At 68.8% G+C, this 24,136-nt stretch carries 21 protein-coding genes; 13 read left to right on the top strand and 8 right to left on the bottom strand.

From position 1 onward, the window contains the following. Positions 1-40: 40 nt before the first annotated feature. On the bottom strand, positions 41-1,744 hold the full coding sequence (locus AC3IRM_RS11105) for an NAD(P)/FAD-dependent oxidoreductase (protein WP_489203209.1): 1,704 nt from the start codon (positions 1,742-1,744) through the stop codon (positions 41-43). 64 nt (positions 1,745-1,808) lie between these two features. Between AC3IRM_RS11105 and AC3IRM_RS11100 the strand changes: the two genes are divergently transcribed. After that, the gene (locus AC3IRM_RS11100) at positions 1,809-3,299 is read left to right on the top strand and encodes a hypothetical protein (protein ID WP_489203208.1); all 1,491 of its coding nucleotides are present in this window, start codon (positions 1,809-1,811) and stop codon (positions 3,297-3,299) included. On the opposite strand, the gene AC3IRM_RS11095 is transcribed toward AC3IRM_RS11100, so the two are convergent. Both AC3IRM_RS11095 and trxA read right to left on the bottom strand, forming a co-directional pair. Continuing rightward, a complete protein-coding gene (locus AC3IRM_RS11095) occupies positions 3,266-3,748 on the bottom strand; it encodes a DUF4442 domain-containing protein (protein ID WP_489203207.1) in 483 nt (160 codons plus the stop codon). The two genes, AC3IRM_RS11100 and AC3IRM_RS11095, sit on opposite strands and share 34 nt — an antisense overlap. 73 nt (positions 3,749-3,821) lie before the next feature. Next, positions 3,822-4,703 carry a thioredoxin gene (gene trxA / locus AC3IRM_RS11090; protein ID WP_489203206.1) on the bottom strand — a complete coding sequence of 294 codons (882 nt, stop codon included), beginning with the start codon at positions 4,701-4,703 and terminating at the stop codon, positions 3,822-3,824. 147 nt (positions 4,704-4,850) lie between these two features. Between trxA and AC3IRM_RS11085 the strand changes: the two genes are divergently transcribed. The 3 genes from AC3IRM_RS11085 to AC3IRM_RS11075 are packed head-to-tail and all read left to right on the top strand — an operon-like array spanning position 4,851 to position 6,287. Further along, a complete protein-coding gene (locus AC3IRM_RS11085; RefSeq protein WP_489203205.1) occupies positions 4,851-5,498 on the top strand; it encodes a hypothetical protein in 648 nt (215 codons plus the stop codon). Positions 5,499-5,508: 10 nt separating this feature from the next. Next, positions 5,509-5,721 (top strand): helix-turn-helix transcriptional regulator, encoded by a 213-nt coding sequence (locus AC3IRM_RS11080; protein WP_489203204.1) that lies wholly within the window; start codon positions 5,509-5,511, stop codon positions 5,719-5,721. Further along, complete coding sequence (locus AC3IRM_RS11075) at positions 5,718-6,287, top strand: hypothetical protein (protein ID WP_489203203.1); 570 nt, start codon at positions 5,718-5,720, stop codon at positions 6,285-6,287. Before AC3IRM_RS11080 ends, AC3IRM_RS11075 begins: the two co-directional genes overlap by 4 nt. Positions 6,288-6,390: 103 nt before the next feature. On the opposite strand, the gene AC3IRM_RS11070 is transcribed toward AC3IRM_RS11075, so the two are convergent. Both AC3IRM_RS11070 and AC3IRM_RS11065 read right to left on the bottom strand, forming a co-directional pair. Then, positions 6,391-7,710 carry a metal-dependent hydrolase family protein gene (locus AC3IRM_RS11070; RefSeq protein ID WP_489203202.1) on the bottom strand — a complete coding sequence of 440 codons (1,320 nt, stop codon included), beginning with the start codon at positions 7,708-7,710 and terminating at the stop codon, positions 6,391-6,393. 65 nt (positions 7,711-7,775) lie between these two features. Beyond that, the gene (locus AC3IRM_RS11065) at positions 7,776-9,590 is read right to left on the bottom strand and encodes a diguanylate cyclase (protein ID WP_489203201.1); all 1,815 of its coding nucleotides are present in this window, start codon (positions 9,588-9,590) and stop codon (positions 7,776-7,778) included. Between AC3IRM_RS11065 and leuS the strand changes: the two genes are divergently transcribed. The 6 genes from leuS (at position 9,581) to rlmH (ending at position 15,630) form a co-directional block, all read left to right on the top strand. Beyond that, positions 9,581-12,334, top strand: coding sequence for a leucine--tRNA ligase (gene leuS / locus AC3IRM_RS11060; protein WP_489203200.1), 2,754 nt, complete (start codon positions 9,581-9,583; stop codon positions 12,332-12,334). The genes AC3IRM_RS11065 and leuS overlap by 10 nt on opposite strands. Positions 12,335-12,400: 66 nt before the next feature. Next, a complete protein-coding gene (locus AC3IRM_RS11055) occupies positions 12,401-12,931 on the top strand; it encodes an LPS-assembly lipoprotein LptE (RefSeq protein WP_489203199.1) in 531 nt (176 codons plus the stop codon). Between the two features lie 31 nt (positions 12,932-12,962). Then, a complete protein-coding gene (gene holA / locus AC3IRM_RS11050; protein WP_489203198.1) occupies positions 12,963-14,009 on the top strand; it encodes a DNA polymerase III subunit delta in 1,047 nt (348 codons plus the stop codon). A 6-nt stretch (positions 14,010-14,015) separates the two neighbouring features. Further along, positions 14,016-14,678: a nicotinate-nucleotide adenylyltransferase gene (gene nadD / locus AC3IRM_RS11045; RefSeq protein ID WP_489203197.1), complete on the top strand. Its 663-nt coding sequence runs from the start codon at positions 14,016-14,018 to the stop codon at positions 14,676-14,678. A gap of 28 nt (positions 14,679-14,706) precedes the next feature. Further along, positions 14,707-15,120 (top strand): ribosome silencing factor, encoded by a 414-nt coding sequence (rsfS, locus tag AC3IRM_RS11040; protein ID WP_489203196.1) that lies wholly within the window; start codon positions 14,707-14,709, stop codon positions 15,118-15,120. 39 nt (positions 15,121-15,159) lie between these two features. Then, positions 15,160-15,630 (top strand): 23S rRNA (pseudouridine(1915)-N(3))-methyltransferase RlmH, encoded by a 471-nt coding sequence (rlmH, locus tag AC3IRM_RS11035; protein WP_310234925.1) that lies wholly within the window; start codon positions 15,160-15,162, stop codon positions 15,628-15,630. Between the two features lie 311 nt (positions 15,631-15,941). Here rlmH and AC3IRM_RS11030 read toward each other — a convergent pair whose 3' ends face one another. The 3 genes from AC3IRM_RS11030 to AC3IRM_RS11020 form a co-directional block, all read right to left on the bottom strand. Then, positions 15,942-16,607, bottom strand: coding sequence for an energy transducer TonB (locus tag AC3IRM_RS11030; RefSeq protein ID WP_489203195.1), 666 nt, complete (start codon positions 16,605-16,607; stop codon positions 15,942-15,944). A gap of 423 nt (positions 16,608-17,030) precedes the next feature. Then, complete coding sequence (locus AC3IRM_RS11025; protein WP_489203194.1) at positions 17,031-17,204, bottom strand: hypothetical protein; 174 nt, start codon at positions 17,202-17,204, stop codon at positions 17,031-17,033. A gap of 1 nt (position 17,205) precedes the next feature. Next, positions 17,206-17,937, bottom strand: coding sequence for an SIMPL domain-containing protein (locus AC3IRM_RS11020; protein WP_489203193.1), 732 nt, complete (start codon positions 17,935-17,937; stop codon positions 17,206-17,208). 119 nt (positions 17,938-18,056) lie between these two features. Here AC3IRM_RS11020 and AC3IRM_RS11015 point away from each other — a divergent pair, with 119 nt between their 5' ends. From AC3IRM_RS11015 to AC3IRM_RS11005, 3 genes are read left to right on the top strand one after another with little or no spacing between them, the layout of a single operon-like run. Then, a complete protein-coding gene (locus AC3IRM_RS11015) occupies positions 18,057-18,665 on the top strand; it encodes a Maf family protein (protein WP_489203192.1) in 609 nt (202 codons plus the stop codon). A 7-nt stretch (positions 18,666-18,672) separates the two neighbouring features. Next, positions 18,673-20,193, top strand: a complete 1,521-nt coding sequence (gene rng / locus AC3IRM_RS11010) for a ribonuclease G (RefSeq protein ID WP_489203191.1) — start codon at positions 18,673-18,675, stop codon at positions 20,191-20,193. Positions 20,194-20,244: 51 nt separating this feature from the next. Further along, on the top strand, positions 20,245-24,126 hold the full coding sequence (locus tag AC3IRM_RS11005; protein WP_489203190.1) for a YhdP family protein: 3,882 nt from the start codon (positions 20,245-20,247) through the stop codon (positions 24,124-24,126). Positions 24,127-24,136: the final 10 nt, after the last annotated feature.

Here is a 24,136-nt window from a genome sequence, read left to right as displayed (position 1 = left end):
TACGCAGCGCGTGGTGCGGGCGGATGCAGGCCGCGCGCGATCAGGCCGCGCGTGCGTGTCCGGCTGCGACCATCGCCATGGCCACCGATTCGGCCGCCTTGATGCCGTCGACGCCCGCCGACAGGATGCCGCCCGCGTAGCCTGCGCCTTCGCCGGCCGGAAACAGCCCACGCGTGTTCAAGCTCTGGCCATCGGCATGGCGGGTGATGCGCAACGGTGACGAGGTGCGTGTCTCCACGCCGGTCAGCAGCGCATCGTGCATCGCGAAGCCGCGCAGCTGCCGGTCGAATGCCGGCAGGGCTTCGCGGATCGCGGTGATCGCGTACTCGGGCAATGCGTTCGACAGATCGCCCAGGCGCACGCCGGGCGTGTACGACGGCACCACGCTGCCCAGTGCACCCGACGGGCGCCCGGCGAGCAGATCGCCGACCAGTTGTCCCGGTGCTTCGTACTCGCCACCGCCGAGCACGAAGGCATTCGACTCCCAGTGCCGTTGCAGGGCGATGCCGGCGAGCGGCCCGCCTTGCGGTGCGTAGGGCAGGAAATCCTCGGGCGTGATGCCGACCACGATCGCCGCGTTCGCATTGCGCTCGTTGCGCGAGTACTGGCTCATGCCGTTGGTCACCACGCGCCCGGGTTCGCTGGCCGCGGCCACCACGGTGCCGCCCGGGCACATGCAGAAGCTGTAGACCGAGCGGCCGTTGCGGGCGTGGTGCACCAGCTTGTAGTCGGCCGCGCCCAGTAGCGGATGGCCGGCCTGCGGGCCGAAGCGCGCGGCATCGACCAGCGATTGCGGGTGCTCGATGCGGAAACCGATCGAGAACGGCTTCGCTTCGAGAAACACGCCGCGCGTGTGCAGCATCGCGAAGGTGTCGCGCGCGCTGTGGCCCAGCGCCATGACCACGTGGTCGCTGCGGATCGCCTCGCCATCTGCGAGTGTCACGCCGCGCACGTGCCGCACGCCGTCGGCATCGGATTCGACCAGCAGATCGTCGACGCGGCTGGAGAATCGGATCTCACCGCCCAGCGATTCGATGGTCGCGCGCATGTGCTCGACCATCGACACCAGCCGGAACGTGCCGATATGCGGTTTGCTGACGTAGAGGATTTCCTCCGGCGCACCGGCCGCGACGAATTCGGTCAGCACCTTGCGGCCGTGGTGGCGCTTGTCGGAAATCTGGCTGTAGAGCTTGCCATCGGAGAACGTGCCGGCGCCGCCTTCGCCGAACTGCACGTTGGACTCGGGATTCAGGACCTTCTTCCGCCACAGCCCGAACGTGTCCGCCGTGCGCTCGCGCACGGCCTTGCCGCGTTCCAGCACGATCGGGCGGAACCCCATCTGCGCGAGCACCAGGGCTGCGAACAGGCCGCAGGGCCCCGTGCCGATGACCAGCGGGCGCAGCGGCAGGGCATCGCTCGCGCGTGCGACAAACCGGTACGAGGTGTCCGGTGACGGGCCGACCTTGCCGCTGCCGCTGGCCACGGCGCCATCGCCCTGCTCACCTGCCGCTGCCGCCTCGGGATCGAGTTCCAGCCGCTGCAGGATATCGGCCTCGCGCGGCGTCTCGACATCGACCGAATAGATCAGCACGATCGCGCCGCGACGGCGCGCGTCGTAGCTGCGCTTGGCCACAGTGAAACCGGTGAGCTCGTCGGCATGGATGCCCAGGCGCGCGATGATCGCCGCGGGCAGCGCGGCATCGTCGTGGTCGAGGGGCAATTTGAGGTCGGTGAGTCGGAGCATCGGCATTCAGGGCGGTGGAGGCGGGCGTGGGTCTGCGAGTTGCGTACTGCACGCATGGGAACGGGTGCTTCGCGCGTCCGGGCAGGGTCTGGCGCGGCGCACAGGATACCTGTCGCGCCTCTGGACACGGCGCTGGTCTGCCCGTCGAGCAGTCGCAGACATGCCGGTCGAAATGGCAGACTGCCGGTCCGCAGGATGCGAATCAGGGGAGTCGGGAATGGGCTGGTTGAAGCGGTTGGGCTTGGGGTTGCTGGTCGTGGTGCTGGTGCTTGCAGCGCTGTGGACATGGTCGAAAGTGCGTGGACCGACGCCGGCGCAGCGCGCGGCACTGGAACTGCTGGAAGCGCCGAACACGTTCGAAGGACGCAATGCCTTCGATGCGATCTGGGTGTTGCCGTATGACGTGCCCGAGGCGGAGATCACCGCGGTCGCGGATGCGGACATGCAGGCGCTGGCCGAGGCGCTGCGCGAACCAGGTGGTCCGCTGGTATTCACCAGCGCCGCCAGTCGATATCCGGAGCTGAAACCCGTGCGTGGCGCGGTCGAGCCCTGCAGTGCAGGCGGCTCAGGCTGTCTGGCCAAAGTGTCGTCCGCATTCGAGGGCTACGCGGCACTGGTGCAGGCCAATGCCCGGTTGATCGAGCGTGTCGAAGCGCTGTCGGCATACGGCCATCATGCATCGCGCATTCCACCCGACCACAGGTCCCCGCTCCAGCCGTGGACCCTGTTGGCCTGGCCCGTCACTGCGCATGCGGTGCAATTCGTAAGCGGTGAACGGGCAGAGGCGTTGGAGGCCACCTGTCGGGACTTCGCAACGCTGCGCCGCATCGGCGCGAACAGCGACACGCTGATCGTGCAGACGTCTGGGACCGCATTGGCCACCAACGGCTATGGCGCCCTGCTGGCGAGCATGCTGGCGGAAATGCCGCGCGACATGCCACTGCCGGCGAACTGCGAGCGCGCGCTTGCGTCACCGGCGGCCGACGAAGCCTCGATCTGCCCCGCGATGCGCGGCGAACTCGCATGGAGCACGGGGTTCGTCCGGTCTGCGCGCCACACGTATGCGGCCGATCCGTGGGCCTGGCTGGTGTTCCAGCCAGACAGTTTCCGCGCGTTGATCGCCGAACAGATGGCAGCCCCCTGCCTGGTAGGCGTGGAAACGCTGCAGCACGACGCGCCACTCGTTGCGACAGCCTCGCCCCGGCCCGCCTGGCAGCGCATCGAATGCGTCGCGAACAGCCTCGGATGCGCCCTCGCCGACACGGGAGATGGATACGTGCACTATGCCAATCGGGCGCTGGACCACCGCGCGCGCCTGCAACTCCTCGCAACGCTCGCCTGGCTGCGCGACGAGCCCGATACCGGGACGCTCGCCGAACGCCTCGCGCGTCGCCCGGGCGACCTGCGCAGTCCGGCGCGCGACATCACAGTCACCGCGGACGGGCGTTCGCTGGAGATCGCGCAATACGACACCGGGTACAACATGAGCCGCGGCGCGACCTGGTCGCTGCCGCTGCCGCCCTATCTCGTCGAATCGACCACAACCTCGGACTGACCGCTGCGCCGCTTGCGGCGCACGTAGACCTGCTTGCGCACGCGGGCGACCAGTTCGCCCGAGGCGTCGAGCACGTCGGTGGTGAACCAGTGCAGATGTTTGCTGCCGTCGGCGGTGACGGTGCGGATCGCCTCGACCGTCGCGTCGTCGAGATCGAAGGCCGCGTGCACGGTGCCGCGGCCGGGGCGGATGAACTCGATTTCGCCGGCCTTGTCCCAGACCACGTGGTCCTTGCCCAGCGCCCGCAGCGTCATGATCATCCAGAACGGATCGGTCATCGCGAACAGGCTGCCGCCGAAATGCGTGCCGACGTAGTTGCGGTTGAACCAGCGCTGGCGCAGTTCGACGCGCGCATGCCGGAAGCCATCGTCGATCCGGGTCACGCGGATGCCCGAAAACAGGAACGGCGGCCACAGGTTCATCAGCAGGCGGAAGCGGCGTGGCGTCATGGGCGGGCGATCGGCGAGGGGACGCCGATCTTGCCATGCGCCGCTGTACGGAGACGCCCGGAGGCGCGCCGGATCAGAACAGCAGCGATGCCATCTTGCGGCGGTAGCGGCCGACGAGCTCGGCATCTTCGATGATGCGGAATGCATCGATCAGCGCCTTGCGCGGCAGGCCGTCGTCGAAATCGCGGTCGCGGCGCAGCAGTTCGATGAACTGTTCGAGGCCGGCTTCGGTGGCGCCGGCGACGATGTGCTGCACGCCGAGCAGATGACGCGCGCGCAGATCGCCGGCATCGGCCTCGATCGCCGCCTGCAGCGCTTCGGTCGACGGTGCGCCGGCCAGCACGGTGGCGAAGCCCAGACGCGCACGCGCCTTGACCGCGCGGTCGTCGGTGGCGAGGTTCGCCGGCAGACCATCCAGCAGCGTCTCGGCTTCCTGCGTCGCGCCGGTCTGCAGCAGGGCGAGTGCGAGGTCGAGCTTGAGTTCGGCCTTGTCCGGCGCGGCGACGACCGCCTCGCGCAGACGCGCGACTTCGGCAACCGGGTCCAGCGGCGCGGGTTCGGCGTCTTCGACGACGCCCTCGGCCGGCTCGATGCCGTGCTTCTTCAGGAACGCGCGGATCTCGCCCTCGGGCAGCGCGCCCGGAAAGCCGTCGACCGGCTGGCCACCGATCAGCAGGAACACCGTCGGCACCGAGCGGATCTGGAACGCGGCCGCGATCTGCTGCTCCTTGTCGACATCGACCTTGGCCAGCACGAACGCGCCGTTGTATTCGGCGGCCAGCTTTTCCAGCACCGGCCCCAGCGACTTGCACGGGCCGCACCATTCGGCCCAGAAATCGATCAGGACCGGAGTCTGCAACGACGCCTGCAACACCTCGGTCTCGAAGGTCGCCGTGGTCGCGTCGAAGACATGGGGCAGGGCAGCGGGAGCGGGGGCGTTGCCATCGAGGAGCATGCGGAAGTCCGTTGAAGAGGGAGTGCGCCGTGCGCGATCCCGAAGGATGGCGACGGATGCGCAGGATACAACCATGTCAAAAATAGTTGACATGGCGGATGCTCGATGTAAGGTATTTTTTACTTTGCTTCGAACGGAGTCGACAGGATGGAAATCTCGGGCGTCCCCGTCATCAGCGCGGCGAGGAAGGTCTCTGCCTTTTCCGCAGTCTGGCCGACGGCCTTGTGTCTCGGCTTCGGCATCCTGTTCGTGGCGAGGGATCCAGCTGGCCGGGCGCTGACGCTTGGACCCGTGCTGGTGCTCCTGGTGTACGTCGCGAGTCTGGCGTGGCGAAGCACGCGGCTGTCGGCCGAGGGAGAAGGCCCCTCGCCGGCCGAAAGCGATGCCTGGTACCTGACCCAAGGCTTTCTTGCCGGCGTGATTTTCCTGCAGATGATTGCGGCGGGAACCCTCGGGAATGGCTGGTGGCCCTATCTGATGTTGTTCTCGTACGGCGTTGCAGTGGTGGTGGCGCCCGCTTTTCGAAAACGACGTCTGGCAGCGAGGTCGCGGCATCGCGGCGTCGTGGAAGACGAGCGTGATCGCGTCATCCAGGCAGAAGGCACACGTTGGGCGAAGCGAGCGACCGAGGCGCTGATCGTGACGGGCGCTGCCCTCTATGCATTTGCTTCCACGCACGCGGACGTTGACCTCGATGCGCGGGCCACTGTGGCAGCCGTGTTCGCACTACTGTTCGTTGCCAACGGGATCGGGCAATGGCGCGCAGCACTGCTGTACTGGAAGGACCGTAGATGAGCCGCTTGCGATGACCGGCACCCCCATTTCCAACGAGATCCGCCGGCTGCGCTTCGAGAACGGCGAGATGACCCAGCAGGCGCTGGCGGATGCCTGCCAGGTCACCCGGCAGACCATCATCGCGCTGGAGGCGGGGCGCTATGCGCCGTCGCTGGAACTCGCGTTCCGGATCGCGCGGACGTTCGGCGTCGGTGTCGAGGGGGTGTTCCGTTGGGCGGCGTGAACGGCGCGCGTCTGCTCCCGATGGTCGCGGGCGCGCATGCCTGCACATTGCTGGCCCTGCTGGTGTTCGCGGTGATGACCGCCGTGCCTGCGGGCGCGCCGCTGGCGTGGTCCGGCGCGCGCGGCATGCCGCTGGCGTGGCTGTTCAATCTGCTGGCGTGGATCGGGCCAGGTCTCGTTGTCGCGTTCGCCGCGCTGCGTCTGCGCGAGGTGTTGCCTAACGAAGGGCTCGGCGCCGGCATTGCGCTGCGCCTGTGGCTGCTGGCCGCGTTGGCGTTCGCGGCGCAGGGCGTCTGGACCCTGGATCCGAACGAACTCGATGCCGGTGCCAGCCGCTGGCATGCCACGGCATGGATGGTCTGGAACCTGGCGTTCGGCGCGGGCGCGCTGATGGCGGGCATCGCGCTGCGTGCGGTGCGCTGGCCGTCGCTGGTCATCTGCGCGCTGGTGGCGCTGTGCCTGCTGGTGCCGTCGCTGTTCGGCGATCAGCTCGGTGCGCGCGTGGTGCTGGTGTGCTGGTGGAGCTGGACGTTGCTGCTGGCGTGGCGCGTGCCGACCGTACGATGATGTCAGGACGTTCATTGTAGGAGCGCGCTTGCGCGCGATGCGGCTCCATAGGCAGCGCCCATCGCGCGCAAGCGCGCTCCTACAGGGAGCGCTTTTGCGTGGTTTAATCGTCCGCGGTGCCATCCGCGTCCGGGCTGCGATGCACGCGACCGGCCGCCATGACGAAATCGACACCCATCACCGCATTGATGTCGGCGACCGGATCGCCCGGCATCGCGATGATGTCGGCACGCTTGCCGGACTCGATGACGCCCTGGTCGTCGACACCGAGCACGGTCGCTGCATGCAGCGTCGCCGACTGCAACGCGTACGCCGCCGGAATGCCGGCTTCGACCATGTAGAGGAATTCGCGCGCGTTGTCGCCGTGCGGGCCCACGCCCTGGTCGGTGCCGAACGCGATCGGCACGCCGGCGCGATACGCACGCGCGGCGGTGTCCTGGATCTGCGCACCGATCGTCGCCGCCTTCGGGCGCACGACTTCCGGGAAGTAGCCCGGCTCCTTCGCCTTGTCGGCGACGAAGCGGCCGGCATAGATCGTCGGCACATACCAGGTGCCCCGCTGCTTCATCAGCCGCATGACTTCGTCGTCCATGTGCGTGCCGTGCTCGATGCTGGTCACCCCGGCCAGCACTGCACGCTTCATGCCTTCGGTGCCGTGCGCGTGCGCGGCGACGCGATAGCCGTAGTCCTTGGCGGTGTCGACGATCGCCTGCACCTCGTCGACGGTGAACTGCGGCGCATCGCCGCTGCGCGCATAGCTCAGCACGCCGCCGGTCGCGGTGATCTTGATGACGTCGCTGCCTTCCTTGTAGCGCTGGCGAACGGCCTGGCGCGCGTCGTCGACCGAGTTGATGACGCCTTCTGTCGGGCCGGGCGGACCGAGCAGATGCGAGAGCATCGAGTTGTAGCCGTTGCTCGGATCGGCGTGCCCGCCGGTCGTCGCGATCGACTTGCCGGCGGCGAAGATGCGCGGTCCCGGCACCAGGCCCTGGTTGATCGCGTCGCGCAGGTGCGGACTCACTTCGCCGCCGAGATCGCGCACGGTGGTGAAGCCGGCCGATAGCGTCTTCTCGGCGTAGCCAACCGCGCGGAACGCGTAGTCCACAGGATCCAGACGGAAGCCTTCCGAGTAGCTCGCCGGGCTCGACTGCGAACCCAGGTGCACGTGCAGATCGGTCCAGCCCGGCATGCAGGTGCGACCCGCGAGCGGGATCACCGTGTAGCCTGCGGGCGCCACCTGTCCGCCGACCACGCGTTCGATACGGCCGTCCGCGACGACAATCGTGTGCGCGCCGAGAACCTGCCCGGCCCGGGCATCGAACAGCCGCTCGCATTGCAGGGCGGTGTTCGCTGCGGGCAATGCGGCAGGCACGGCGAGCAGCGCGAGACATGCAGCCGTTAGGCGGGAACGTCGAAGTCGCATGTGGGCCGGCCCTGGAGTGGATGACCGGCGCATTGAAGCACGCCCGCCCGCCGTGCGCTGCCCGCTCAGTCCGCGTAGGACGCGTGCAGCACCCGATCCCGCCCCTCGGCCTTGGCGCGATAGAGCGTGGCATCGGCCATCTGCTGCAGCAGTTCAGGCGTGGCGCCGTCTTCGGGGAGCGTGGCCACGCCGATCGATATCGAAACCGGCCCCAGGACACGACCGGCATGCTGCACGGTGGCCGTGCCAACGGCGCGGCGGATGTCTTCGGCACGTGTGCAGGCGGCCTGTGCGTCGAGTTCCGGCATCACCACGATGAACTCCTCGCCGCCGTAGCGGCACGCGATGTCGTCGACACGGACACCGCTCTGGATCAGGCGTCCCACCAGCGCAAGCAGGGCGTCGCCCGCGGCGTGGCCATGGGTGTCGTTGAAGCGCTTGAAATGGTCCACGTCGAGCATCAGCACCGACAGAGGGAGACCCCTGCGCTCGCACCGCTGCAGCTCCCGCGCGAAGCTCTCTTCGAGGTAGCGGCGGTTGAACAGACTCGTCAGTGGATCGCGCAGCGACTGGATCCGCAGTGTGTCGCGCAGTTGCTGGTTGGCGATCGCCAGGCTCAACTGCTCGGCGATCTGATTCACCAGCTCCAGATCGTTGTCGTCCTCGCCGCGCGGCGGGCCGCTGACATGCAGCAGGCCGATGGTGCTGCCGTGCGCGATCAGGGGCACGCACAGGGTGGACACGTGATCCAGTCCCGCTTCGGCATCGATGTGGCCGCAGCGAAGTCCCGAGTCGCCGGCGGGCAGGTGATAGGGCTGGCCGCGACGCAGGGCCCAGCACTGCTGGGCCGCCAGGCTGTCGGTGGAGCTGACGACGGCATTGCCGAACACCGCGGTGCTCGCATAGAAGTTCTGCGACGCGCGCAACAGGTAGCAGTGTCCGCTCACGCCGGGCAGGAGGGTCTGCAGCACCGAGATCGAGACGTGCATGATTTCAGGAACGGTGTCGCAACTTTGCAGCAGGCCGACGTAGCGGCTCATGTGATGGCGCTGCCCGGACAGGCGGTCGATCGAGGCCATGGTCACCGCCATACCCTGCGCGCTGGTACGGGCCTGGCGTTCCAGAGCGCGCGTTCTGCGGTTCTCGCGCAGCAGGCTCCAGGAGAAGAACGCCATCAGCGCGAGCGCGGTGGCGAGGGCGGAGGCGACCGCGTAGGCCAGATAGCGGGTCTCCCGCTCGAGCTGGGCCCGGCGCTCGCGCAGCAGCCCGGTTTCGGTATCGGCGATCTCCTGGCCGAGCGCACGAATGCGATCCACACGGGCGAGGCTGGCGTCGATCCGCAGATTGAGCGCTGCGGCATCCAGTGCATCGACGGACGGCGGATCGAGCAGGATCTGGATCGCCTCGATCTGTTCCAGCACCGCCGCCTCGTGCGCGCGTGCACGCTGCTGCTGCTGGGGGTTGTCCGCCGTCAGCGCGACGAGTTGCCGGCCGTTCTCGCGGGCGCTGAGGATCGCGACGTAGTAACGGTCGCGGAAAGCCGGACGGCTGGCGATGCGATACCCACGCGCACTGGCCTCTGCGGCGTACAACGCACCTTCGGTCATCTCGAGCAGATTGATAACCTGGTAACTGTGGGTCAGCCAGTGGCTTGCGGAATCGAGCGTACGCAGCTGTCGGATCGACGCGGCCGCGGAAGCCGCGATCAGGGCCGCAGCGAGCAGCACGATCAGGATTCGGAATACACGGCGACGCGGCATCGGCATGTCTTGCGGGAACCCTGATGGACGGAAATACGCGTCGACGAGCGTGGCGAAGCGCGTCGTGCTGGGATAGTCTAACCCGTTGCCCCCAGAACCCGCGGATTGCCGTGTCCACACCTGTCGTCGTCGATCCCAACGCCTATCAGCCCACGCCGGTGGAATCCGACGCCCAGCGGTTCTGGACCTCGACCCGCGCGTTCGAGGTCACCGAGCGGGCCGACAAGCCGAAGTACTACTGCCTGTCGATGCTGCCGTACCCGTCCGGCGCGCTGCACATGGGCCACGTGCGCAACTACACGCTCAGCGACGTCATCAGCCGCTACCAGCGCATGACCGGCAAGAACGTGCTGCAGCCGATGGGGTGGGACGCGTTCGGCCTGCCGGCCGAGAACGCCGCGATCAAGAACGCGACCGCGCCGGCCAAGTGGACCTACGCCAACATCGACCACATGCGCAGCCAGCTGCAGTCGCTGGGCTATGCGATCGACTGGAGCCGCGAGTTCGCGACCTGCGCGCCGGACTACTACGTCCACGAGCAGCGCATGTTCGTGCGCCTGATGAAGAAGGGCCTGGCCTACCGCCGCAACTCGGTCGTCAACTGGGATCCGGTCGACCAGACCGTGCTCGCCAATGAACAGGTCATCGACGGCCGCGGCTGGCGCTCCGGCGCGGTCGTGGAGAAGCGCGAGATCCCGCAGTGGTTCCTCAAGATCACCGCCTACGCGCAGGAACTGCTCGATGGCCTGGACACGCTGGGCGGCTGGCCTGACTCGGTCAAGACCATGCAGCGCAACTGGATCGGTCGCAGCGAAGGCCTGGAGTTCGCGTTCGACGTGGCCGGCAGCGACGAGACGCTCGCCGTCTACACCACGCGCCCCGACACGCTGATGGGCGTGACGTTCGTGTCGGTCGCCGCCGAGCATCCGCTGGCGATGCGCGCCGCCGAGCGCGATGCGGATCTGGCGGAATTCATCGCCGACCTGCGCCAGGGCGGCGTGTCCGAGGCGGAGCTGGAAACCCAGGTCAAGCGCGGCATGGACACCGGCCTGCGTGCGATCCACCCGGTCACCGGCGAGGAGATCCCGGTCTGGGTCGCCAACTTCGTGCTGATGGGTTACGGCACCGGCGCGGTCATGGCCGTGCCCGGCCACGACCAGCGCGACTGGGAATTCGCCAAGGCCTACGGCCTGCCGATCAAGATGGTGGTGGTGCCCGACGAGGTCCGCGACGCGCTACAGGAAATCGGCCGCGACCGCATCACGCACAGCGATCCGATGCAGTCCGCGCTTGGCGGCGGCGCGTCGCTGGATGTCTACGACACCGGCGCGGCGGTGCAGGTCGTCGAGTCCTTCGAGCGTCGCATCGCCGAAGAAGGTGCCTACACCGACCGCGGCTGGCTGGTGAATTCCGGCGAATTCGACGGGTTGGATTTCCAGCAGGCGCTCGACGCCTTGGCCGCCCGATTCGAAGGGGAAGGGCGCGGCAACCGCAAGGTCAACTTCCGCCTGCGCGACTGGGGCGTCAGCCGCCAGCGCTACTGGGGATGCCCGATCCCGGTGATCTATTGCGACGGCTGCGGCGCGGTGCCGGTGCCCGAGGACCAGCTGCCCGTGCTGCTGCCCGAAGACGTCGAGGACGCGTTCGCGAACCCGGGTGTCGTGCAGTCGCCGATCAAGTCCAATCCCGAGTGGCGCAGGACCACGTGCCCGACCTGTGGCGGCGCGGCCGAGCGCGAGACCGACACCTTCGACACCTTCATGGAGTCGAGCTGGTACACCGCGCGCTACACCTCGCCGGGCGCGGCCGACATGGTCGACGAACGGGCCGACTACTGGACGCCGGTCGACCAGTACATCGGTGGCATCGAGCACGCGATCCTGCACCTGCTGTATTTCCGCTTCTACCACCGCCTGATGCGCGACGAAGGCCTGGTGCGCAGCGACGAGCCGGTGATCAACCTGCTGACCCAAGGCATGGTCATCGCCGACACGTTCTATCGGGAACTCGACAACGGCGGCAAGGACTGGATCAACCCGGCCGACGTCGAGATCGTCCGCGACGACAAGGGCCGGATCACCGGCGCGACCTCGAAGCTAGACGGCCAGCCGGTGCAGATCGGCGGCACCGAGAAGATGTCCAAGTCGAAGAACAACGGCGTCGACCCGCAGTCGATGATCGGTAAGTACGGCGCCGACACGGTGCGCCTGTTCTCGATGTTCGCCGCCCCGCCCGAACAGTCGCTGGAGTGGAACGAGGCCGGCGTCGAAGGCATGTCGCGCTTCCTGCGCCGGTTGTGGAACCAGGTGCAGAAGCATGTGCAGGGCGGTGAGGCCGGCGCGTTCGACGTCGGTGCGGCCACGCCCGCGCAGAAGACCCTGCGTCGCCAGCTGCACGAGGCGATCCAGAAGGTCGGCGACGACTACGGTCGCCGCCACAGCTTCAACACCGCGATCGCCGCGGTGATGGAGCTGCTGAACCATGTCGGCAAGTTCGACGAGATGGATGCGAATGCGCGCGCGCTGCGCCAGGAGACGTTCGAGACCATCGTGCTGCTGCTCAACCCGATCACCCCGCACATCGCGCACACGCTGTGGCAGGTGCTGGGCCATGCCGAAACGCTGCTCGAGGACCAGAGCTTCCCGCAGGCCGACCCGGCCGCGCTGCAGCGCGACGCGGTGACGCTGGCGATCCAGGTCAACGGTAAGCTGCGCGGCACCATCGAGGTCGCGGTCGACCTGCCGAAGGATGCGATCGAAGCGATGGCGCTCGCCGACCCGAATGTCGCGAAGTTCCTCAGCGACCTGACGGTGCGCAAGGTCATCGTCGTGCCGGGCAAGATCGTCAACATCGTCGCCGGCTGAACCTTGTATCGCCGCGCGCCGAGCGCGGCGCTTGCCGGCCCTGTCCCCCTCGTCCAGACTCCGCCCATGCGCATCCTCCGACCGGTTTTCCTGCCCCTGGCCCTCGTCACCCTCGTGCTGACGCTGTCCGCCTGCGGCTTCCACCTGCGCAATGCGCTGACGCTGCCGCCGAATCTCGGCCCGGTCGACATCGTGTCCAGCGACCCCTACAGCCGCCTGGCACGCTCGGTCGAGCGCGCGCTGGCCGCTGCCGGTGCCGAGATCGCCGATCCCGACGCGACGGGTGTCGCAACGCTCAACATCCAGTCCGAGCGTTGGGCTGCGTTGCCGGCGAGCCTCGACGCCCAGGGCCGCGCGCAGGAATACACATTGCGCTATGCGGTGGTGTTCTCGATGCGCGATGCCGACGGCCGTGACGTCATCCCGCAGCAGGCGATCGAACTCGCCCGCGACTATCTCGCGCCGCCTGCAGACTCGATCGGTGCCGATTCGGAACGCGAACTGCTGTCGCGTGAGCTCGAGCGCGAGATGACCGCGTCGATCATCCGTCGCATCGACGCCGTGTTCCGCAACCCGCAGCTCCGCTCAGCCGAGTGATGCGGGCGCTCGTCACCGGCGCGCCCTTGTCGTGGAACTGACGCCCGAACGCCTGCCCGCGCAGCTCGCCCGCGAGCCGCTGCGCCCCGCGTATCTGATCGCCGGTCCCGAGCCGTTGCGCGTGCTCGAAGCCGCCGATGCCGTGCGCGCCGCCGCGCGCGAGCAGGGCGTCACGGAGCGCGAGGTGTTCGAACCCGAAGGCCGCGACATCGACTGGAACGCGGTCGAAGCCACGTTCCGGGCGCCGAGCCTGTTCGCATCGCGACGTCTGGTCGAAATCCGCCTGCCGACCACCAAGCCCGGCAAGGATGGCGCCGCGGTCATCAGTGGCTTCTGCGCCGATCCGCCGCCGGACGTCACCTTGCTGGTCACCGGCGGCGAGTGGAGCCGGCAGCACGGCGGCAAGTGGAGCGAGGCGATCACCGGCATCGGGCATCTGGTCGTCGCCTGGCAGGTCAAACCGCACGAACTGGAGGGCTGGATCGAGGCGCGCCTGCGCAGTCGCAACGTGCTGGCCGACCGCGCCGCCGTGCAGCAGCTGTCCGAGCGCGTCGACGGCAATCTGCTGGCCGCCGCGCAGGAAGTCGACAAGCTCGCGCTGCTGGCCGATGGCAGCACGCTCGACGGGCCGCGCATGCAGGCGCTGGTCGCCGATGCCGCGCGCTTCGACGTCTTCCGCCTGCTCGACGCGACGCTCAACGGCCAGCCCGCCCAGGTGGTGCGCATGCTCGCCGGTCTGCGTGCCGAGGGCGCGGCGATTCCGGCGCTGATGGGCATGGTGGTCATGGAACTCGCGCGGGCCGCGCAGCTGGCGCAGGTGCAGGCCCGTGGCGGCAATATGGCCAACGAATTCAAGGCGCAGCGCATCTGGGACGCACGCCAGGCGGGCTACCGGCGGGCGCTGCAGCGGCATCCCGAAGCGCGCTGGGTACGCTTCGTCGCTGAAGCCGGGCGCGTCGACCGTATCGCGAAGGGTCGGGGTCGCTGGGGCGTGGATCCCGTCGACGGCTGGCTTGCGCTGGAGCGCCTGCTGGTCGCCGTCGCCGACGCGCGCGCGGGCGCCCTGCTGGCCGCCTGACCGCCCATGACGGCGCTGCACCTCGTCTACGGCGGCACCTTCGATCCGATCCACAACGGGCATCTGGCGATCGCCTGTGCCGCGCGTGACGCGCTGGACTGCACCGTGCACCTGATGCCGGCCGGAGATCCGCCGCATCGCGCGCCGCCCGGCGCCGACGGCGCGACGCGCGCGGCGATGGTTGCGCTTGCAATCGCGGGCGTGCCGGGTCTCGTGCTCGACCGCCGTGAGCTCGAACGCGAGGGTCGCAGCTACACCGTCGACACGCTGGCCGAGCTGCGCGGCGAACTCGGCCCCGCGAAGCCGCTTGCCTGGTTGGTGGGCGCAGACAGTGTGCTGGGCCTGCCAGGCTGGCATCGCTGGCGGGATCTGTTGGCGCTCGCGCATCTGGTCGTCGCCGAGCGACCGGGCAGTGCGCTCGACGCAGCACTGCCAACCGAACTCGCCGAGGCACTGCAGGGCCGCTGGACCCGGTTGCCGGCGGACCTGCAGTCGCAGCCTGCGGGGCGGGTGCTGCGGCTACATCAGCCGCTGTCGCATGTCTCGGCAACGGCGGTGCGCGCGCTTCTCGCCGCAGGCGCTTCCACCGCGGAATGCCTGCCGCCACGCGTGGCCGCATTCATCCACGAGAAGGGGTTGTACGGGGTGGCGGCCCGCGCTCCGCTATAATTTCCGCCGCACTTTCAGAGCCAGACCCTTGTCCAATCCCGCACACGTCATCAAGACCCGCCTGCCCGAGCCGCCGCCGTCCCCGGACGCGCTGCTGGAAGTGGCCCGCGCGGCCGTCGCAGAAATCAAGGCCGTCGACGTCATCGACATCGATGTGCGCGGTCGCAGCAGCGTCTGCGATTTCATGGTCATCGCGTCGGGCACGTCCAGCCGGCACGTCAAGTCGATCGCCGACGAAGTCGTCAAGCACGCCAAGAAGCTCGGCTGCCAGCCGCTGGGCGTCGAAGGCGAGCGCGAGGCCGAGTGGGTGCTGGTCGATCTGGGCGACGTCGTCGTCCACGTGATGCTGCCGCGTGTACGCGAGTTCTATGCACTCGAGCGTCTGTGGACCGTCGGCGACCAGCCGCCGGACGACGAGCGCGGCCCGCGTCGCGATGCCTGATCGCGGCGTCCCGGCACCTTCGTCGGGACGACAGACGACATGAAAGCGAAACTGATCGCCGTCGGCGAGCGCGCCCCCGCGTGGGTGGCCGAGGGTTTCGCCGAGTACCGCAAGCGGCTGTCGCACTGGCTGCCGCTGGATCTGATCGAAGTCGAGCCCGGTCTGCGCGGCAAGGGTCGAGACACCGTGCGCGCAATGTCCGACGAAGGCGCGCGCGTACTGGCCGCGATTCCGCGCGATGCGCTGGTGATCGCACTGGATGGTCGTGGCCGGCTGCATTCTTCCGAAGACCTGGCGCAGCGCCTCGAGCACTGGCGCATGCAGGGGCGGGATCTCGCGTTCCTGATCGGCGGACCGGAAGGCCACGCGCCGGAGGCCCTCGCACGCGCCGACGAGCGCTGGTCGCTGGGCCCGTTGACGCTGCCGCACATGTTGGTGCGTCTGGTGCTGGCCGAGCAGGTGTATCGCGCGGCGGCGATGCTGGCGAATCATCCGTATCACCGGGCCTAGGGCTGGTGAGCTGCCACGCTTCGATCTGATTGATCGGAGGGGCTGTGTCTGGATGCGGCGTGCGTGCGGTGCCCTCCGCGAGATGTAAACGCGTCATTCCGGCTCGACCAGACACGCGACAGTCGAAAGCCGCCGCAATGACGGGCAGTGCCCTGTTTGGTTTCTGCTCCTTTGGAAGAAGCTGCCCGTCGGGCATCCCTGCGACCCAGCCCTCACCCGAGGCGAAGCGCGTGGACCTCTCCCCCGGGGGAGAGGTGTTCGGTGCCCGCTCGCTGGAACACGATGCGAATCGGGCTGGGCGCAGGCACGTCTTATCCCTGCGACAGATTGAACGCGATCGGCACCAGCCCGATCGCCTCCACTGGCGCGCCATCGCGCATCGCCGGCTGGAACGTCCAGTGCCGCTGCACGTGACGCATCGCGGCGCGATCGAGTTCGCGGTTGCCGCTGCTGCGGTGGAGGCGCACGTCCATGGGGCGGCCATCGCGACCGACGTGGATCTCCAGCAGCACCACGCCCTCCGCCCCGGCCATCAGCGCGCCGCGCGGATAGTCGGGCGCCGGCGCATTCGCGTACTGCAGGGCGATGCCGGACATCGGCGTGGTATCGCGCACCGCAGGCGCAACATCCGCTGGCGGGCCTGCGATCGTCGGCAAGGCGGGCAGGGTGCCGGCATCGACGACGACCGCGGCCTCGACCGGTGCGATCCGCGGCATCGTCTGTCTCGGCACGACCGGTGACGGCGTGCTGCGCGGTTGCACCACCTCGACCCGTTCGGGTGGCAGTTCGGGCTTCGGCGCGAGGGGGGTGATCCAGTTGAACTCCTGCTTGCGCTCCGGCAGGGCGTATTCGAGTGCGTCGCGACTGGCCGGCACCAGCAGGACCATGAACAGCATGGCGTTGAGGGCGAGGGTGCCGCTGAGTCCGACGATGCGCACGGCATCGGGACGCGACCGTTCGTGGACGGGTCCGCGCATGCGGGGACCAATGGGCTGCAGCACCATGCACCACCTCCTGTGTGCGGGCCGGATGGCCCGTGGAAGCGTCAACGTGGCAGCGGTGGCCATGGGGTCGAAGGCCAGCCGCGCCGTCGCATCGTTCGGTTCGAACCTGCGCCGAATGCGGCAGGTCGACAAGCCTGTGCCGACGAACGGATGCGTGCGCGGGATTGGCGGTGCGTTTGAGTGTTGAACAAAGGTGAGGGGCTTGGCTGCCCTCGATCCATCCCGAGAACGCACGGATCGCGCGTCCGGCCCATCCGCAGGGTGGGTAGAGCAGCGGAACCCATCGGTCGGTAACGCATGGCGATTCGAAGGCCAGGCAATCAATCCTCCAGCACAATCCGCATATGACAGGGCCCGCACATGGCGGGCCCTGTCGACGCATTCGATCGCGATGGATCAATCCTCCGGCATGTTCTCCGGCTCGCGGTCGAGGCCGCCCTCGTCGGGATTGTGCTCACCGGTATCGGCCGGCTGCTGGGCATCGCCCTTGTCGGTCGGGTTCTTCTCCGGGTAACCGGGGTTCTGGCCGGGCTTCGTCGGCGGTTCGGGGGTGGTCCTGTTCTGGCTCATGTCAGCGTCCCAGTTCGAAAACAACGTCGAGATTGGCGGACAGCGTGGTTTCGCCAGGTGAAACCGAGGTGGCCATGCTGTCCTGTTGCACCGCGCGCATCGCCATCATCGGACGCGGCGGCTGGAAACCACCGCCCTCGCTGATGCTGACGATGCGGCGCACGCGCATGCCCAGCGAGGCCGCGTAGACCTCGGCGCGCTGCTGCGCCTTCTTCAGCGCCTCGCCGCGCGCCAGGTCCTGCACGCCTTCCGCGTCTTCGATCTCGAACGTCGGGCCATTGATCTGGTTGGCGCCACTCGCCACCAGGGCGTCGAGCACCTGGCCCAGCTTGCCGATGTCGCGGACCTTGAGGTTGACCGTATTGCTGGCCTGGTAGCCGGTGATCACCGGCGGCTGGTTCTCGGCGTAGCGGTATTGCGGGCTGAGGTTGATGCCCGAAGTCTGCACGTCGCGCTCGGCGATGCCGGCCGCCTTGATCGCGCCCATCAGCGTGGACATCTGCTCGGCGTTGGCGCGCATCGCGGCATTGGCATCGGCGGCCTGGGTCACGACGCCGGTCGACAGCGTCGCGATATCGGGTGCGCGGCTGGCTTCGGCCTGCGCTGAAATCGACAGTAATGTCCCGTCACTGGGCGCGGCCTGGTGCGTGGCGGGCTGTGCACTTGCGGTCATTGAGAAGGTTCCGAGGGCGAGGCCGCAGGCGAGCAGCAGAGGGCGGGGGATCAGGTGCATTTGAAGCTCCAGTGAGATGAACAAGGGTCGGCACGCACCGGTGAACGGCCCGTGAGCCGGACCGGGGTCAACCGGGTTCAGCGGACGGTCGGGCAGCGCCCGCACGGTATCCTTTCCCGATGCTGCATCTGGCTTCGCAATCTCCCCGCCGTCGCGATCTCCTGGCCCGTCTCGGACTGCCCTTCGGGCGGGTCGATGTCGACGTACCCGAGGTCCAGGATCCCGGCGAATCTGCTGCCGAGTACGTGCTGCGCGTTGCCGCCGACAAGGCGCGTGCCGGGCTGCGGGCGCTCGCGGAATCCGGCGAACCCGATGATGCGGTCGTGCTCGGCGCCGACACCGAAGTCGTGCTTGACGGCGTCGTGTTCGGCAAACCGCGCGACGATGCCGATGCCACCCGCATGCTGCAGGCGCTGTCGGGCCGTACACACCAGGTGATCTCGGCCGTGGTACTGGCCGCCGTCGGCCGGCAGATCGACGCGGTGGTTGTCACCGAGGTCACCTTCGACGTACTCGATTCGGACACGATCGCGGCGTACGTCGCCAGCGGCGAGCCGCATGGCAAGGCCGGTGCATACGCGATCCAGGGCGGCGCGGAGCTGTTCGTCACGCGCATGACCGGCAGCCATTCGGGTGTGATCGGGTTGCCGCTGCAGCAGACCGCAGCGCTGCTGCGATCGTTCGGACTGCAGCCGCAGCCCTTCGCCACCCACGACCACAAGGCGTGACCCGCAGATGTCCGAAGAAATCCTGATCAACGTGACGCCGCGCGAAACCCGCGTGGCAGTGGTCGAGAACGGCATGCTGCAGGAGCTGCACATCGAACGCGGCTGGCGGCGCGGCGTGGTGGGCAACATCTACAAGGGCAAGGTGCAGCGGGTCATGCCGGGCATGCAGGCGGCCTTCGTCGACATCGGCCTGGAGCGCGCGGCGTTCCTGCACGCCAATGACGTGATGCGGCCGCCGCAGACCGGCAACGATGGCGAGGGCGGCGGAGACAGCCTGTTCCCGTCGGGCGCGCCGACGCTGCCGGTCACCGAGCTGCTGCGCGACGGGCAGGACATCGTGGTGCAGGTGGTCAAGGACCCGATCGGGACCAAGGGTGCGCGCCTGACCACCCAGATCAGCATTCCCTCGCGTTATCTCGTGCTGCTGCCGCAGTCGCGCGTGGTGGGCGTGTCGGCGCGCATCGAGGACGACGTCGAGCGCACACGGCTGAAGACGCTGGTGTCCGAACTGGCCGCGGCGACCGGTGGCCACGGCTACATCGTGCGCACCAACGCGGAAGGGCAGAGCGCCGAGGCCCTGGCCGAGGACATCGCCTACCTGCAGCGCGCCTGGGCACTGATCGGGCACACCACCGGCGATTCGCGCGTGGGGGCCTGCGTCTACGAGGATCTGACGCTGCCGATGCGCGCGGTGCGCGACCTGATGCGCCGTGATGTCGACAAGGTCAAAGTCGATTCCCGCGATACCTACGAGAAGCTCTGCATCTTCGCCGCCCAGTACCTCCCGGCGCCGGGTCCGGCCGAACAGGCGCGCCTGGTCGACCGTATCGAGTGCTACACCGGCGCGCGACCGATCTTCGATCTGTATGGCGTCGAGGACGAGATCCAGCGGGCGCTGAAGAAGGACGTGCCGCTGAAGTCCGGCGGCTATCTGGTCATCGACCAGACCGAGGCGATGACCACGGTGGACGTCAATACCGGTTCGTTTCTCGGCCAGCGCAATCTCGAGGAGACGGTGTACCGCACCAACCTCGAGGCCGCGCAGGCAGTTGCGCGCCAGCTGCGCCTGCGCAACCTGGGCGGGATCATCATCATCGACTTCATCGACATGGTGGACGCCGAGCACAAGCGACAGGTGCTGCGCACGCTGGAGAAATCGCTGGCCAAGGACCACGCCAAGACCACGGTCTACGACTTCTCCCCGCTGGGTCTGGTCGAGATGACCCGAAAGCGCACCGTCGAGAGTCTGGAGCGTCAGCTGGGCGAGGCCTGCACGGCCTGCAACGGCCGGGGCATCGTCAAGACGATCGAAACCGTGACCTACGAGATCTTCCGCGAGATCGTGCGCGCGGTGCGCCAGTTCGAGGCCGAGCGCCTGCTGGTGATCGCGTCCCCGAAGGTCGTGTCTACGATCACCGACGAGGAGTCGGCGGCAGTCGTCGAGCTGGAGGAGTTCCTCGGCAAGGCGATCCGTTTCCAGTCCGACGACCAGTACCTGCAGGACCAGTTCGACGTTGTGCTGCTCTGACCGCCAACACGTGCGGCTCGCGCACCCGGCCCATGCCGGGTGGGCACGCGCATGACCGCAACCTGGGCGACGCGCCTGCACCGCGTGCGGCGCAGCGCGTGGTACCTCGTCGCCGCGGTGCTGGTCACGATGGCGCTGGTGGCGGTCGTGGCGGCGCAGCTCGCGCTGCCCTGGCTCGAACGCAATCCGCAGACGGTCGCCTCGTGGCTCGGCGAGCGCGCCGGGCGTCCGGTGGCGTTCGACACGCTCGATGCGTCGTGGACGCGTCGTGGTCCGCTGCTGCGCGTCACCGGCCTGCGCATCGGGGATCCCGACGCCGCGGTGCCGATCGGCACGGCCGAAATCCAGGTCGCGCAGTATTCGGGCCTGCTGCCCGGGCGCTCGCTGACCGAACTGCGGCTGCACGGCATCGAGCTGACGCTGCAGCGCAATGACGACGGCAGCTGGCAGGTGCGCGGCCTGCCGGGCGCGGCGCATGCCGAAGAAGATCCACTCGATGCGCTGCAGGGCCTGGGCGAGCTGCAGGTCGTCGATGCACGGCTGACGATCAATGCGCCGTCGCTGTCGATCGCACACACCTTGCCGCGCGTGGATCTGCGCATGCAGGTCGACCGGCGTCGTGTCCGCGCTGCGGCGCGCGCCTGGGTCGATACCGGTGCCGCGCCGCTGGATCTGCGCCTCGAACTGCTGCGCGCACAGGGCGATGGCCGCGCTTATATCGCGATGCCGCGCAACGATCTGCTGCTGTGGTCGCCATTGCTCGCGCCCAGTGGCGTGGCGATCCGCGAAGGGCATGGTCGCGTCACGGCATGGCTCGACCTGCGCGCGCGCAAGGTCGAGGCGATCACCGGCGACGTGACGCTCGATACCCTGTCGCTGCAACGCGCCGGCGACGTGGCGCAGGCTGCAGGCGATGCGCCGACGGTCGTGTTCGACGGTGCGACCGCGCGTCTGCACTGGACGCATGCAGATGGCGACTGGCGGCTCGACGCGCCGACGTTGCGCGTGACGCAACAGGGCCGCGAGCAGGTGCTCGACGGTCTCGTGCTCGCCGGCGGGCAGCACTGGGCGATGCACGCGGATCGTGTCGAGGTGGCGCCACTGATCGCGCTGGCCGCGCTCGGCGATGGCGTGACGCCCTCATTACGCACCTGGCTGCAGGCGGCCGCGCCGCACGCGGTGCTGTCCGATGTCGACTTCGCCGCACGCGCCGGCGGGTCGGTGCGGGTGTCGGCGAGGATCGAGGATTTCGGATTCTCACCGGTGGCGGATCGTCCGGGCCTGCAGGGCCTCGGCGGCACCGTGATCGGCGACGGGCAGGGGGTGGTGTTCCGCCCAGATCCCGATGCGCGCCTGGTGTTCGATTGGCCGTCCGGTTTCGGTGTGCCGCACCCGCTGCGGCTCGACGGCGAGATCGCCGGCTGGCGCGATGGTGGCGCGTGGCGCATCCAGACGCCGGGCCTGCGTGTGGAAGGCGACGGTTACGCCGTCGATGCGCGTGGCGGTCTGTCGTTCGACGGCGACGGCACGCGGCCGCGACTGGATCTGGCGGCCGATGTCGACGCGGCGCAGATTCCGGTCGCGAAGAAGTTCTGGGTCCATCACACGATGCCGGTCGCCGCGCGCGAATGGCTGGATATGGCGCTGGTCGCCGGCACCGTGCGCAATGGCCGCGGCATCGTCGCCGGCGATCTCGACGACTGGCCCTTCGGCGGCGAGGGAGGCAAGGATCGACGCGGCGTGTTCTTCGCCGAAGGCGATATCGCCGACGCGACCATCCGCTTCCAGAGCGAGTGGCCGGCGGTGACCAGGCTCGGCGGCCATGTGCGTTTCATCAACGACGGGTTCCGACTCGAGCCGTCGACAGGTGAACTGGCCGGCGTGCCGCTGCACGACGTCGTCGCCGGTATCCGCAACTACGGACAGACGCCGGTGGAAGTGTCTGCGGCGGCGCAGGCCGATACGAAACAGTTGCTTGCGCTGCTGCGGCAGAGTCCCTTCCAGGACGCGCACGCCGAGACGCTGGATGCGTTGGAGGTCTCGGGCCCGGCGCAGGTCGAGGTGTCGGTCGCCGCAGGCCATGGCGCGCCGATGCGGCTCGACGGCGAAGTGAAGCTGGAAGGCGTGGCGATGCGCGAATCGCGGTTCGATCTCGCGTTCGACCACATGCGCGGCCAGGTGGCGTTCGACCAGTCGGGATTCCACGCCGACGCGCTCGATGCGCACCAGGATGGGCAGGCCGGGTCGCTCGCGCTGCGCGCAGGCCCCGGCCATGTGCGCCTGCGGGCCAATGCCTTCGAGGGCGAACTCGACATGCCGCTCGATGCCAACGCGCTGCTGGCACGCGCGCCGGATCTCGCGTGGCTGCGTCCGCACGTGCGCGGCCGCGCGCCGTGGCAGGTGCAGGTCGCCGTGCCGAATGCGCCGGTCGCCGGCGCACCTGCCGCGCGTCTGCTGCTGCGGTCCGATCTCGTCGGCACGACGCTGCGACTGCCGGCGCCGCTCGACAAACCGGCCGCGCGCGCGCTGCGCACGACCATCGAAGCACCGCTGCCGTTCGGCACCGGCGATGTGCTGGTCGGCTTCGGTAATCGGCTCGCGGTGCGTGCGCGCACCAGCGGCGCGCGTGCCGGTATCCGTGTGGACATGGGCCAGGCGCGCGTTGACAACGCGGCGCCGGCGGCTGGCATCGTCGTTTTCGGGCGCACGCCGGTGGTCGACGTGCTCGACTGGATCGGTCTGATGGGCGCGGGCGGCAATGGCGACGGTCTGGCGCTGCAGCAGGTCGACGTGACCACGGCCGACCTGCGGCTGGCCGGTGGCCGTCTCGGCCAGACCCGCATCACTGCCGCGCGTCGCGATGCCGGCACCGACCTGCGGCTCGACGGCGCTGCGCTGGTTGGCGACGTGCGGATTCCCGATGCCGACGGCGCGCCGGTTGCGATCGCGCTGCAACGTCTGCACTGGCCGGCGCCCGCGCCGAAGCCGGACGCCGTGGCGGTCGCCGCGCCGACTGCGCCCGTGATCACGCGGGTGCCGGCATCGACGCCGGTCGACGACGCGCTCGATCCCGCATCGGTGCCGCCAATCCAGCTCGCGATCGACGATCTGCGCTACGGCGCCGTGCTGCTGGGCCGCGTCGACGCCGCCTCGCGTCGCATTCCAGGCGGCCTGGCGGTCGAACGTCTGGAGGTCCGTGCACCGGACCACCGCATCGATGTGACCGGTCGCTGGACCGGACGCGGCGCGGCGGCGCGCACCGCGTTCCAGGCCCAGGTGGATAGCGAGAACTTCGGCCGGCTTGCCTCGGGGCTCGGCTTCGCCGGCAGCATCGTCGGTGGTCAGGGGCGCGTGGAGTTCGATGCGGCCTGGCCGGGCGCGCCGAACGCGTTCCAGGTCGCGCAGCTCGAAGGTGCGATGAAGATCGCGCTGCGCGACGGGCAACTGGTCGAAGTGGAGCCGGGCGCGGGCCGCGTGCTGGGCCTGCTGAGCGTCGCCGAGCTACCGCGCCGCCTGATGCTCGATTTCCGGGATTTCTTCAGCAAGGGATTCGGCTTCAACCGCATCGCCGGTGACATCCGGTTCGGCAATGGCACCGCGCGTGGCGACAATCTCGTCATCGACGGGCCGGCGGCGGAGATCCGCATCCGCGGCAGCGCCGATCTCGCTGCGCGCACGCACGATCAGGACATCGAGGTGCTGCCCAAGACCGGCAACCTGCTGCCAGCGGTCGGTGCACTCACGTTGGGGCCGGTCGGCGCCGCGGTGGGCGCGGTCGCGAATGCAGTGCTGCGCAAGCCCCTGGCGGAGATGGGCGCACGCAACTATCACGTCAGCGGTCCCTGGCAGGACCCCAAGGTGGACGTGGTCGAGCGGCGCGACGCCGCGCAACCGGCGACGGCCCCTTCGACGGGCTCGCAATCGGCAGACTGAAGCGTTTTCC

This window comes from Luteimonas sp. KH_071, from assembly GCF_057838005.1.
This window is presented reverse-complemented; position numbering and strand designations above follow the sequence as displayed.